A 12,602-nucleotide genomic window follows, 5' to 3' on the forward strand; every position below is an offset into this window, starting at 1 on the left:
GACACGCGCGCCGCTCTCCCTAGACCCGCTTGGTCGCAGCCTTGAGAGCGACCTTGGCGGTGTCGGGAGCACCGATGGTGTCCAGGGCGAACAACGCCGCGCCGACCACGGGGGCGACGTCGACGACGCTGATCGAAGCGCGCGGGGCCACCTTCAGGCATCGCCGCTCGATCTCCGCGATCACCTGCGCGCCGACCCCGGTCAGCACTCCCCCGCCGAGGATGACTTCGGGCGTCTCCTCGGTCAGTTCGAGCCGCCGCAGGATGACCGCGACCAGCACGGCGACCTCCTCGACGAACCGGCCGACCACGTCCTGCGCCACCTCGTCACCGCCCGCCGCGACGGCGAACAGCAGCGGGCACAGACCGTGGATCGCGTCGGAGTGCAGATCCTCGAAGTGCAGGCGCCGCACCACTTCCAGCACCGTCGACGCCTTGAAGTGCGCGGCGACGGCCGTCTGCAAAGCCGTACCGGGACCCCGGCCGTCCTCGGCGCGGACGGCCCACCACAAGGCCTCCTCGCCGAGCCGGTAGCCGCCGCCCCAGTCGCCGGAGATCTTGCCCAGCGCCGGAAAACGGTGCTCACGGCCGTCGGCGCTGATGCCGGCGCCGTTGATCCCAGCCCCGCACACCACCGCCACACCGCTCCCGTCGGAACTGCCCGCCCGCAGCAGCGCGAGCGTGTCGTTGCCGACGATCAGCGTGTCGCTCCAGCCGCGCGCGGCCAGCGCCGCGTGCAGGACCTCTTCCTCCTCCGGGAAATCCAGTCCCGCGAGATAGGCCGACGTATGCGTCGCGAACGGGCGTTCGTCGGGAAGCCCCGCCCCGCGAAGGGCTTCCAAGACCAGCTTCTCCAACGCGGTCACGCTGCCGTCGACCCCGATGTTCTGCGGCGACGCGCCCGGCCCCCGCGACTGCCCGAGCACCCGTCCGTCGCGGGAGACGATCAGGACGTCGGTCTTGCTGTTGCCGCCGTCGATCGCGACGACGACGTCCCGTGAGCCCGCCGTCATGCCCCGGCCCACGGCAGGAACTGGCGATTGACCTGCACCAGTGTGTCCGCGAGCTGGTCGGCCTTGGTGTACTGGCCGATCAGCGGATGCGCCAGCAGCGCGTCCGCCACCCGGTCACGGCCGCCCTTGATCGCCGCTTCCAGCGCGAGGTGCTCGTACGAGGTCACTCCGGCGATGAGCCCGGCGAACCGCTGCTCCACCGGCGGCTGCGGGATCGGGCGGGGGCCGTTACCGTCCACAAGGGACGGAACCTCGATGACGGCGTCGTCCGGCAGGAAGTCGAACGTACCTTCGTTGCGGACGTTGACGACGTGCTCCTCCGCCGGACCGCCGGAGGTGAGCGCGTGCACGAGCTGTACCGCGGCCTCGGAATAGTAGGCGCCGCCCCGCTTTTCCAGCTGCTCCGGCTTGGTCACCACCGCCGGGTCGAGGTACACCTTGAGCAGTTCCTCCTCGACGTCGCTGACGACGTCCGCGCGCGGCCGCTCGGTGCGCTGCTTGGTGACCTGCTCGTCGTGCCCGTAGTAATACTTCAGGTAGTACGACGGCACGACGTTCATCCGCCGCATCCACTCGACCGGCGCGGTGACGTGCTCACCGAGGAATTCCGCGTGTTCCGCCAGGAGTTCCGGCAGGCGGTCCTCGCCGTTGACGAGCACTTTCCGTTCCCAGCTCAGGTGATTGAGCCCGGTGTGCACGAGCTTGACGTCGTCGACACCCGCGCCGAGCAGATGCGCGAACGTGCGCTGGAGGTGGATGGCGACGTTGCACAGCCCGACGGCGCGGTGGCCTTCGTTCAGCAGCGCGCGCGTGACGATGCCGACCGGGTTGGTGAAGTTGACGATCCAGGTATCGTCACCGGCGATTTTCCGGACCCTGTCGGCGATGTCGAGCACCACCGGCACCGTGCGCAGCGCTTTCGCGAGGCCGCCGGCGCCCGTGGTCTCCTGCCCGACGCAGCCGCAGGCGTGCGGGAACGTCTCGTCCCCGCGCCGCGCGCGCTGGCCGCCGACCCGCAACTGGATCAGCACCGCCGACGCGCCCTCGACGCCTTCTTCGAGATTGGCGGTGGTGCGGACCCGCGCCGGATGCCCGGCGTGGCTCAGCAACCGGTTGCTGAAGTCCCCGACCGCTTCCACCCGGTACGCGTCCGGATCGATCAGCACGATCTCGTCGACGTCCAAAGTGGACCGCCGTCCGGCGATCCCGTCGATCAGCTCGGGTGTGTAAGTGGACCCACCACCGACGACTGCCAGTTTCATCCCTTGACCCCTGTGAATGTGACGCCCTTGACGAAGGACTTCTGCGCGAACACGAACAGCACGATCACCGGCAGCATGATCAGCGCGGTGGCCGCCATGGTGAGGTTCCATTCCACGTGGTGCATCCCGCGGAACGACGCGATCGCCAGCGAAAGCGGCCAGCTGTCGCGGGTCTCACCGGTGTAGAGCAGCGGACCGAAGTAGTCGTTCCAGGTGAACAGGAAGCAGAACATCGCGGTGGCCGCGATCCCCGGCTTCGCCATCGGGATCAGCACCTTGATCATCGTCTGGAACTCGTTGCAGCCGTCGATCTTCGCCGCTTCGAGATAGTCCTTCGGAATGGTGAGGAAGAACTGCCGCAGCAGGAAGATCGAGAACGCGTCGAAGAAGAAGTACGGCACGATCAGCGGGACCAGCGTCCCGGTGAACCCGAGCCGCACCCACAGGTCGTACAGCGGCACGACGGTGACCTGCGGCGGCAGCATCATCGCGGCCACGGTGAGCATGAAGAACAGGTTCTGCCCGCGGAACTTCAGCTTGGAAAGCGCGTACGCCGCCGGGATCGCCGAAACGAGCGCCCCGAGGGTGGCCAGCGACGAATAGAGCATGCTGTTGCCGAAGTACTGCAACAGCGGCGCCTTTTCGAACACCTCGATGAAGTTCTCGAAGTGCCATTCCTTCGGCCAGAAGTTCGACGAAAGCGCCTGGTCGCTGGACATCACCGCGGTGAGGAACACGAACAGGATGGGCAGCATGAAGATCACGCCCATCGCGATCCCCAGGCTGTGCGTGGCGATCCAGTACAGCTTCTTGTCCCATTGGCGCCGCACCCGCACCTTCGGCGGTTCGGACGCCGGGGCGGTGTGCCGGGGCTCGGCCAGTGTGGTCATCCGCCCTCCTCCTGGTGCTGGGACTTACGCAGCTGCCGGACCAGAATCCAGGTGAACCCGGCCGAAACGATGAACAGCAGGACCGCCATCGCCGCCGCGTAACCCATGTTGAAGTACCGGAAACCCTGGACGTACAGCCAGACCGGATAGGTCAGCGTCGAATTCTGTGGTGCGCCGATGAATCTCGTGTTGCCCGCGACGTCCGCCGCTCCGGCGGCCGCCGAACCCGCGACGATCGCCTGGGTGAAGAACTGCAGCGCGAAGATCATCGAGTTGACGACGCCGAACAACAGCACCGGCGAGATCGACGGGAGCGTGACGTGCCAGAACCGGCGGACCGGACCGGCGCCGTCGAGCTCGGCGGCCTCGTACTGCTCCTGCGGCACGTCGAGCAGCGCCGCCAGGATGATGATCATCAGCTCGCCCGAACCCCACATCACGAGCAGGGTCAGCGCGGGCTTCGACATCGCCGGGTCGTTGAACCACAGGCCGCCGTCGATGCCGACCGCGCTCAGGAACGCGTTGACCGGGCCGTATTCCGGGTTGAACAGGAACACGAACGCCAGGGTCGCCGCGGCGGGCGGGGCCAGCGAGGGCAGGTAGCAGAGCGTCCGGACCAGGCCGACGCCCGACTTGAGCCGGGAGATGATCGACGCCGTGCCGAGGGCGAACACCACGCGGCAGAACGTCAGGACGATCACCAGCCACAGCGTGTTGTACGCGGCGGTGCCGACCAGCGGTTCGCTGGTGAACATCCGGATGTAGTTGTCGAAGCCGACGAATTCCGGCGCGTTGATCAGGTCGTAACGGGTGAACGAGTAGTACACCGTGGCGATCAACGGGTAGCCGAAGAAGATCAGGAACCCGAGCATCGCCGGTGCGATGAAGTAGAAGACCGTCCGACGGCGGCGCGCCGCGTTCCCCTTCCGCGTCCGGGTGGACGCGGAAGGGGAACCGACCGCCCTGGACTCCAGGGTCGATGTCATGCGATCAGCCGCCGGCGCGTTTCTGGGCCAGCTCGTCGTTGATCTGAGCGTCGACCTGCTTGAGACCCGCGGTCATGTCGGGGATGTTGCCCGCCTGCCACTTCTCCGCGAAGTCGTTGACGGCCTTGAGGTGCGCGTCGCCGATCGGGGTCGACGGGTTGGGAAGCAGCTTCCCGCCGTTGTACAGATCGAGGAACGTCTTGAACTCGGGCGTGACCTCGAGCTTCGGGTCGGTCAGCGCGGCCTTGGTGCTCGGCACGTTCTTGAGCCCGTTCGACAGCTCGACGAGCGTCGACGTGTCGAGGGTGACCTGCTTGATCAGTTCCCAAGCGGCACCGGGGTTCTTGGCGCCCTTGGGGATCGCGATGATCGTGCCCGTGGTGAACGCGCCGCCGTAACGGTCCGGCTTGCTGTCGAGCACCGGCGGGGCCGCGGTACCGAACTTCAGTTCCGGTGCCTGGTCCTTGATGAACGCGGTGCGGTACTCGCCGTCGATCATCATCGCGAGCTTGCCACGCTGGAAACCGTGGTCCGCCGAGTATTCCTCGCCGAGACCGGCCTTGAACTGCTCGACCTTGGCGTGGCCGCCGTAGAAGTCGACGAGCTGCTTCTGGAAGTCGAACATCGACTTCCACTCGGGGCTGTCGGCCAGGTGGGACTGACCGTCGGGGCCGAGGTAGGTGGCGCCGAAGTTCGGGGCCCAGTACTGCGCGTAGTTCGCGTAGAACGGCATCGACGGCAGGAAGCCCGCGGTCTTGATCGAGCCGTCCGGGTTGAACTCGGTCAGCTTCTTGGTGGCCTCGAACAGTTCCGAGGTCGTCTTCGGCGGCGAAGTGATGCCCTTCGCCGCGAACATGTCCTTGTTGTAGTAGAAGCCGTAGACGTCGGCGAGCAGCGGCATGGCGCAGCGCTTGCCCTGGTACTCGGTGTAGCTGCGGACCGCGTCCGGAATCTGGTTCAGGTCGATCTTGTCGCGGTCGATATAGGGCTTGAGATCCTGGAAACTGCCCGTGGAACACCAGGCGCCGAGGTTGTCGGTGAAGAACGAGATCGCCACGTCCGGCGGGTTGCCACCGCGGATGGACTGGGTGATCTTGTCGTCGTCCTGCTGGCCTTCGTGCTTGATCTCGATGTTCGGGAACTTCGCCTTGAGCTTGTTGAGCCCGGCGGTGACCACGTTGTACTCGCGGTCGGTGAACTTGCTGTAGACGGTCAGCGTGAGCTTCGCGTCCGAGGCGGGGGCGGCCGCCGGGTCACCCGACCCACTGTTCGGGCCGCTTGCGGCGCCCGAACAAGCGGACACCAGTGCGGCGACGGTGACCGCGCCGAGCACTATCGAGCCGCGCCAACGGCGGCCACTTCTCCGAACCTGGGTCGTGGAACTCATGACCCTCCTCCTAATTGGTTGGGGCGGGAGACGGTGGTTCTGTTCGTGATTCGGGGATCGCCGCGAGCTGACCGGGCTCTCCCGCCCCGGACCTGCGGGGCCCGAGGAGCGAAGGGGTGTTGACGCCGAAGACGTCCCTGCGGACGGTGGCGAGGGCGGATTGAAGGGCGCCCTCGCGCACCGCGTTGCCCTGCACCGAAGCGACCCCGACGGGGGTGCGGGGCAGGACGAGCTCGTGCAGCCTTTTCGCCACCAGTGCGGCGAATTCGTCGCCACCGGCCCGGCTGGTGTCACCGGAAAGAAGCACGAGTTCGGGGTCGACGACCGCGATCAGCCCGGCCGCGCCACTCGCGACGCGGCGGGCGAGGTCGTCGAGGAAGGCTTGGTTGTCGTCTTGTCGTGCCTTGGCGACGGCGTCCGCGCCGTCCTCGGCCTCGATGCCGTGCGCGGCGGCCAGCTCGACGACGGCGGGTGACGCGACGAGGTCGCCGAAACGATCTCCGGCGCGAGGTTTGGTGCCCGGGGTGGCGACGGAAACCGGGTCGGGAACACGCATCCAGTCGATCTCGCCGCCACCGCCGGTCGCGCCGCGCAGCAGCCGCCGCCCGACCACCACCGCGCCGCCGACGCCGTCGCTGAGCCAGATCATCACGAAGTCGTCGAGACCGACGGCCTGGCCGACGGTCATTTCGACGATCGCGACGAGGTTGACGTCGTTTTCGATGGTGACGCCGACGCCGAGTTCCTCGCTGAGCCTGGTCGGCACGTCGAAGCCGAGCCAGCCGGGGATGTGCGGCGCCGACGAGAGCAGACCGGTGCGCGGGTCGAACGCGCCCTGCGCGCCGATGACCACGTGACGGAGGTCGGTGGCGGCGAGCCCGGCCTCACCGGCGACATGGGTGAGCGCCGCGCCGAAGGTGCCGACGACGTCCGCGCCCGCGTGGACCGGCAGCGGGACCTGGTACTCCGCGAGCACCGCGCCCGTGACGTCGGCGACGACGAAATCGGCTTTCTGGGGTGTCAGGTCCACGGCCGCGACGTAGGCGACGCCGCCGTTGACCTGCCAGAGCTGCGCCCTCGGCCCACGGCCCCCACCGCGCACGCCCGCCTTGGCGACGACGTCGTCCTGTTCGAGGCGGGTGAGCAGCTGCGCCGTCGCGGGCTTCGACAGGCCGATCGCGACCTCGAGCTCGGAGCGCGTCAGCGGGCCGTCCCTGAGGAGGACCTCGATGGCCGCGCGATCGTTGATCTCGCGCAGCATTCGCGGACTACCGGCTCGCACTGGGGCTCGCTCCCGACTTCGTTAGGAAACTTTACAGACGGTTTCCGGGGACTGTAGTGAGCCGAACCACAGCCGTCAACGGGCCTGGAAAACGGGGAGGTAACGCTTGGCGCGTTCCGCACAGCGGGTATGCGTACCGGTGCGGAGGGTGGCCGCGGGTGGACCTGCTTCTTGAGTGGTAATGGCGGCTGGAGGGGGAACGGCGAGGTGGGCGGTGGCGCGAACCGCTGCCTCGAGTGCCGGGGCCCGATGCAATGAAAGGCCCGTTACTCGCAAATTTTGCAAGTAACGGGCCTTTCATTGCACTCGCGTACCGGGGGCAGCCCGCTCACAAGGCGCCGCCCGCCCAGATGTCATGAAAGGGGCTTTCAGGACGAAAAACGTCTTGAAAGCCCCTTTCATGACATCTCTGGACCGAGCACCGAACGTGCCGGGCACTCGCGTACGGGGTCAGACGCCTGCCCAAGCCGCCAACATGACGCGTGCGATCGACGAGTTCCCCGGCAGCACCAGCTGCCGCGCGCCACCGGCGATCGGGGTCGGCACGGCGCCCGCGTTCCGCAGCTGACTGTTCGCGAAAGCGGCCCGCACCTCCGAGCGCGAAACCCAGAACGCCTCTTCGATTTCGCCCTCCGCGGGCACGATCGTCGAAGAGATGTCGGCCCGCGCGGTGAAACCGAGCATGATCGACCGCGGGAACGGCCACGGCTGGCTGCCGAGATAGCGCACGTCGCGCACGTCGACGCCGACCTCTTCGCGGATCTCCCGCTCGACACAGCCTTCGAGCGACTCCCCCGCCTCGACGAACCCGGCGAGGATCGAGTACCGGTTTTCCGGCCAGATCGGCTGCCGTGCCAGCAGGACGTGCTCGCCGTTGACGCCGGCGTCGTCGTGCACGAGGCAGATGACGGCGGGGTCGGTGCGCGGGTATTCCTCCCGGCCGCAGCCGGTGCACTTGCTCGCCCAGCCCAGCTGGACCACCTCGACCGGGCTCCCGCAGCGCGTGCAGAACTTCGCCTGCCGACGCCAGTTCAGCAGCGCCTGCGCGGTGGTGAACAGCCCCGCCGACGTGTCGTCGAGCAGGTCACCGTAGCCGCGCAGGTCGACCCAGATCTCGCCTTCGTGCCGCGGGACCTCTTCGATGACGCCCCAACTGCCCGCCATTTCGACGGTCTCGGTCTCCCCCGCGGGGCGGCCGGGCAGCGACCAGTAGTCGGTGCCCTGCCACTCCCCCAGGAAGACCGCGTCGGCGGGCGGCTCGGCGCCGAAGTCCTGCGTCTTGCGGGTCGCGAGCGAGCCGGAACCCTCGACCACCGGGGTGCGCGCGTGCTCGTCGAGCAGCACGACGCGCGCGTCCGGCCAGCGCTCGGCGAGCCTGTCCGGGTTGGTGCGCAAGGATTCCTGACGGTCCGCCGTGGAGCGCGAAAGCGTCGGGAGCGCCCCTAACCCGAACGGTGTCTCCATCAGGCTGGTTCCCCGACGGTCACGTCGCCCAGTGCCTTCAGCTTCGGCGCGAGGACGTCGGCGTCGCCGACGACGACCCCGGTGAACCGCTGGGGCGCGAAGAACTCCAGCGCGGCGTTCGCCACGTCCTCGGCGGTGACCGCGGCGAGCCGGGCCGGATGCTCGGCGAGCCATTCGGCGCCCAGTCCGGTCGCGGCGAGCGCGGCCAGCTGCGCGGCGAGGCCCGCCTGCGACGACGCCGACGTGACCAGCGAGCCGATCGCGTACTGCCGCACCGACTCGACCTCGTCGGCGGTCGGCGGCACGAGACCGAGCCTGGCCAGTTCGTAGCGCGTCTCCAGGAGCGCGGCGGCGGTCGCGTCGGTCGCGGTGTCCGCGTCGACGTTCACCACGGCGGTCTGGTCCGTGAACTCGAAGCCGGAGTGCGCGCTGTAGGTGTAACCCTTGTCCTCACGGATGTTCTCGACCAGCCGCGACGAGAAGTATCCGCCGTACGCGAGGTTCGCCAGCTGCAAAGCGGCGTACCTCGGGTCCGTGCGCGGCACGGTCTGCGCCGACAGCCGGATCTGCGACTGCACGGCACCCGCGCGCGGCACCAGCAGGACGTTGCCGCCGGTGAGGTCGGGCAGCGCGGGCAGGCGGACGGCGGAGCGGTCCGAAGCCCAGCCGCCGAGTGCCTTCTCCAGGTCGCCGATGACGGTCTGCGGGTCGATGTCGCCGACGAGCACCAGCACGGATCCGCGCGGCAGCACCGAGGCCTGGTGCAGAGCGCGCACCTGCTCCGGCGTGACGACGGCGACGTCTTCGGCCTGCGGGACCTCGCGCACCGCGGGGTGGTTCCCGTAGCGGTGCTTCTGCAGCGCCTCGCGGGCGATCGTCCTCGGCTGGGTGCGGGAGACGGCGATCCGCTCGATCAGTCGTTCGCGTTCCCGCGCGACCTCGGCGTCGGCGTACGACGCGCCGGTGAGCGCGTCGGCGAGGACGTCGAGCATCGTCGGCAGGCCCTCGGCCAGCGAGGTGCCGGAGATGGACAGCCGCTCCGGGTCGACGCCGGATCCCAGGTCACCACCGATCAGCGCCAGATCGGCGTCGATCTCGATGCGGTCGCGGCGGGCGGTGCCGGTCAGCAGGGTCTCGGCCAGCACTTCGGCGGTCGCCGGGTGCAGCGCGTCCTCGCCGGCGAACGGGATCCACACCCGCAGCTCGACCAGCGGCACGGTGGCCTTGCGGACGGCGAGCACCCGCAGGCCGTTGCTCAGCGTGGTGTCCACATGGGACAGATCGGCGGCGGCGCGCTGCGTCCCCAGCGACGGGACCGGACGCGGCCCGGCGGCCGTGCGGCCGATCTCCTCGGCGGTGCGGTGCGGTGCGCTCACTGCTCGGTACCTTCCTGGTCTGAAGATCCATTACCCGGGCGGACGACGAGGACGGCGCGCGAGTCCGGCCGCAGCGCCTTCGCCGCCGCCGAGACTGCTTCACCGGTGACCGCCGACATCTTCTCGGCGAGCCGGTACACCAGCGACGCGTCGCCGTAGAGCAGCTCGAACGAGCCGAGGGCGAGCGTGCGGGACACCAGCTTGTCGTGCTCGGAGTGCAGGCTCGCGGCCCAGCGCGCGGTGACCTTCTTCAGTTCCTGGTCCTCCGGCGGCGTGGCCGCCAGCTTCTCCAGTTCGTCGTCCAGCGCGGCGAGCACCTGCTCGGTGCTCACCTCGGGCGGGTGGATCGCGGTGATGGTGAACGTGTCCGGGTCGCGGGCCTCGAACGGGCCGAACAGCCCGGCGCCCGCGCCGATGTCGACGACCAGCGGCTCGCGGTGCACCATGCGCTGCTGCAGCCGGGAGCCGTCGCCGTCGGACAGCACGCCGGCGAGCACGAGGTTCGCCAGGTAACCGTCGAGGTCGTTGATCGGATCCGGCATGCGGTAGCCGATGCCGATCGCGGGCAGCGGGGCGTGCTGGTCGATCTGCTCGCCGCGCAGCTCACCCTCGGGGGCGGGCTCGGCGAACGAGGGACGCTCGGGCGCGGGCCGGTGCGGCACGTCACCGAAGTGCTTCTCGATCAGCTCGCGGGCCTGCTCGACGGTGAAGTCACCGGCGACGGTCAGCACCGCGTTCGCGGGCGAGTAGTAGGTGTCGAAGAAGGCCGCGCAGTCGTCGATGGTGGCCTGTTCGAGGTCCTCGAAACCGCCGTAACCGTTGTGCGCGTTGGGGAACGTCGAGTACAGCACCGGCGGGAGCGTGATCCACGGGAACCCGCCGTACGGCCGGTTCAGCACGTTGAGGCGGATCTCCTCCTTGACCACGTCGATCTGGTTGGCCAGGTTCTCCTGCGTCAGCTTCGGCGCCCGCATCCTGTCCGCTTCGAGGAACAGGGCGCGCTCGAGAGCCGCGGCGGGGAGCACCTCGAAGTAGTCCGTGTAGTCCGGATGGGTGGAACCGTTGAAGCTCCCACCACTCGACTGGACGTATCGGAAGTGCGCGAGCTTCTCCAGGCTCTCGCTCCCCTGGAACATCAAATGCTCGAAGAGGTGCGCGAAACCGGTGCGCCCTTCGGGCTCGGAACGGAAGCCCACGTCGTAGTGGACGCTGACACCCACCACCGGAGCGGTCGCGTCGGGCGCGAGCACCACGCGCAGACCGTTGTCGAGGGTGAATCGGACAAGCTCGGGATCGGCCATGCGCACCACCCTACGGGCTACTCAGGCCTCCAGGCGACGACCCTGGCGGGTCGCGGCGAAGGTGCCCACCACCGCGGCCGTGAAGTCGCTCACCCGCGCGATCTCCCCCTCCTCGGCGGCTTCCCTGCCGTACCAGTAGATCTTGGGCCCGCCCTTGAGCGCGGCGAATCCGGCGACCCACTGTTCTTGTTCGCCGAGAGCGAGCGCGTAGGGCAGCGCGCGGGAAAGAAGAACCTCGCGTTCGAGCTTCGGGACGGCCGCCGGTTTGGTCGTCAGCAGCGCGTCCCGGACGCCGAGCAGCCGTCTGTGCAGCGTGACTCCGGCGCCGGTGCGCGTCGGCAGCCATCGGGCCCCGACGGCGAGGACGGCGCCCGCGGCGACGACGATCAACCCGAGTTGGGCGTATCCGACCGTCAGCGCCAGCAGGATGGTGAGGAACAAACCGTAGAAACAGACACGCAGGCCGACGCGGGTGAGCTTGGCGGGAAGGCGCGAGTACCAGCGGCGTTCGACGACGCTGTCGTCCAAGGCGCCCCGCACCGTTTCGATCCCGATCCGGGCGGCTTGGATCTCCGACAGCAGCACCGACTCCCGCCCGTCCGGGAGCAGGACGTCGAACACCGCGCGTTCGAAGGCGGTCAGCTGCTCGTCCGGCGGATTGCGGCGGACGAGCCGCCAGCCGGTCAGTTCGCCGGGCTCCTCGCTCACCCACAGGTAGTTGCGGACCGCGAGGTCGACGACCGTCGCGGCGAGGTCGACGGCGTCGGCACGACCCGAAAGGACGAGCCCGGCCTGTCCCGGCAACACCCCGTCGGGTGACGCGAACGCGGCCTGGCCGTCCTTCCCGGTGAGCAGCCGGACCGGGAGCGCGTCGCCCGGATGCTTGTCCCGCCTCCGCAGCAACGCCAGCGCCACGGCGGCCGCGACCAGGGCGAGCGCGAAGCCGCCCCAGGCCCAGCCGACCGGAGCGGTGAGCACGAACGCCCCCGCGAAGGTCTTCGACGGCTCCAGCCGCGCGTTCGCCGGGACGGTGCCCGCGGGCAGCTCGACCGAGATCTCCATCCGCTGCCCGGCCGCGAGGTTCTGCTGGTTGAACCGGGTCAGCCCGGAATGCGAGATCTGGGCGCCGCCGCAGTGCGCCCGCGAGCCCTCGGGCCCGGCGAAACAGGTGACCGCGTTCGGGATGGACGGCGCGGCGAAGCTCGCGCGCACGAGTTCGAGCCGTCCGTCCCAGCCGCCCGCGACCTGCCAGCCGACCCGTACCAGGCCGTCGGCTTCGGCGACCGCACCGTCCACTGTGTACCGGACGATCGAGGTGCCGCCCTTGAGCCGGATGGTGAACTCGTCGTCGGTCAGCTCGGAGTTGCCCGCGCCTTCGATGACGACGTCACGGATGCCGATGATCCGGTCGCGGTCGCGCGGGGCGGCCGTGCGGAGCGGGATGCGACGGGTCATCGTCGCCTCGCTCGGCACGGACACCGCCTCGACGACCGAGAGGGCGCCGTCACGTTCGACCTTGAGCGAGATTTCCGCGCTGTTGGGGAGCGCGGGCAGCGACGGTTCGCCCTGCGCTCCCGCCGGTGCCGCACCCAGCACCAGCGAGAGCACCAGCACCGCCAGGAGGGCGCAAGTAGTCCTCTTG

At 69.1% G+C, this 12,602-nt stretch carries 10 protein-coding genes; all 10 read right to left on the reverse strand.

Annotated features, from left to right (window positions below; all coding sequences use genetic code 11):
• Positions 1-19 precede the first annotated feature (19 nt).
• Positions 20-1,024 carry an N-acetylglucosamine kinase gene (locus ACZ5IK_RS20170; RefSeq protein ID WP_465489041.1) on the reverse strand — a complete coding sequence of 335 codons (1,005 nt, stop codon included), beginning with the start codon at positions 1,022-1,024 and terminating at the stop codon, positions 20-22.
• Positions 1,009-2,274, reverse strand: coding sequence for a 6-phospho-beta-glucosidase (locus ACZ5IK_RS20175; protein ID WP_101612562.1), 1,266 nt, complete (start codon positions 2,272-2,274; stop codon positions 1,009-1,011). The genes ACZ5IK_RS20170 and ACZ5IK_RS20175 overlap by 16 nt, the downstream gene beginning before the upstream one ends.
• Entirely contained in the window at positions 2,271-3,164 is an 894-nt protein-coding gene (locus tag ACZ5IK_RS20180) for a carbohydrate ABC transporter permease (RefSeq protein WP_101612561.1), read from the reverse strand. The genes ACZ5IK_RS20175 and ACZ5IK_RS20180 overlap by 4 nt, the downstream gene beginning before the upstream one ends.
• Entirely contained in the window at positions 3,161-4,150 is a 990-nt protein-coding gene (locus ACZ5IK_RS20185) for a carbohydrate ABC transporter permease (RefSeq protein WP_410605375.1), read from the reverse strand. The genes ACZ5IK_RS20180 and ACZ5IK_RS20185 overlap by 4 nt, the downstream gene beginning before the upstream one ends.
• Before the next feature lie 4 nt (positions 4,151-4,154).
• Positions 4,155-5,537 carry an extracellular solute-binding protein gene (locus ACZ5IK_RS20190; RefSeq protein ID WP_465489042.1) on the reverse strand — a complete coding sequence of 461 codons (1,383 nt, stop codon included), beginning with the start codon at positions 5,535-5,537 and terminating at the stop codon, positions 4,155-4,157.
• 10 nt (positions 5,538-5,547) lie between these two features.
• Entirely contained in the window at positions 5,548-6,798 is a 1,251-nt protein-coding gene (locus ACZ5IK_RS20195; protein ID WP_465489043.1) for an ROK family transcriptional regulator, read from the reverse strand.
• A 471-nt stretch (positions 6,799-7,269) separates the two neighbouring features.
• Complete coding sequence (nudC, locus tag ACZ5IK_RS20200; RefSeq protein ID WP_465489044.1) at positions 7,270-8,283, reverse strand: NAD(+) diphosphatase; 1,014 nt, start codon at positions 8,281-8,283, stop codon at positions 7,270-7,272.
• Positions 8,283-9,659 (reverse strand): M16 family metallopeptidase, encoded by a 1,377-nt coding sequence (locus tag ACZ5IK_RS20205; protein WP_465489045.1) that lies wholly within the window; start codon positions 9,657-9,659, stop codon positions 8,283-8,285. Before ACZ5IK_RS20205 ends, nudC begins: the two co-directional genes overlap by 1 nt.
• Positions 9,656-10,960 (reverse strand): M16 family metallopeptidase, encoded by a 1,305-nt coding sequence (locus ACZ5IK_RS20210; protein ID WP_465489046.1) that lies wholly within the window; start codon positions 10,958-10,960, stop codon positions 9,656-9,658. Before ACZ5IK_RS20210 ends, ACZ5IK_RS20205 begins: the two co-directional genes overlap by 4 nt.
• 21 nt (positions 10,961-10,981) lie before the next feature.
• The gene (locus ACZ5IK_RS20215) at positions 10,982-12,574 is read right to left on the reverse strand and encodes a DUF2207 family protein (protein WP_465489047.1); all 1,593 of its coding nucleotides are present in this window, start codon (positions 12,572-12,574) and stop codon (positions 10,982-10,984) included.
• Positions 12,575-12,602: the final 28 nt, after the last annotated feature.

This window comes from Amycolatopsis sp. NPDC031561 (assembly GCF_055580625.1).

Excerpts from the sequence above, each read along its gene's own strand:
- ACZ5IK_RS20175 (WP_101612562.1), bottom strand. The coding sequence starts at position 2,274 with ATGAAACTGGCAGTCGTCGGTGGTGGGTCCACTTACACACCCGAGCTG.
- ACZ5IK_RS20180 (WP_101612561.1), bottom strand. The coding sequence starts at position 3,164 with ATGACCACACTGGCCGAGCCCCGGCACACCGCCCCGGCGTCCGAACCG.
- ACZ5IK_RS20185 (WP_410605375.1), bottom strand. The coding sequence starts at position 4,150 with ATGACATCGACCCTGGAGTCCAGGGCGGTCGGTTCCCCTTCCGCGTCC.
- ACZ5IK_RS20190 (WP_465489042.1), bottom strand. The coding sequence starts at position 5,537 with ATGAGTTCCACGACCCAGGTTCGGAGAAGTGGCCGCCGTTGGCGCGGC.
- ACZ5IK_RS20195 (WP_465489043.1), bottom strand. The coding sequence starts at position 6,798 with ATGCTGCGCGAGATCAACGATCGCGCGGCCATCGAGGTCCTCCTCAGG.
- nudC (WP_465489044.1), bottom strand. The coding sequence starts at position 8,283 with ATGGAGACACCGTTCGGGTTAGGGGCGCTCCCGACGCTTTCGCGCTCC.
- ACZ5IK_RS20210 (WP_465489046.1), bottom strand. The coding sequence starts at position 10,960 with ATGGCCGATCCCGAGCTTGTCCGATTCACCCTCGACAACGGTCTGCGC.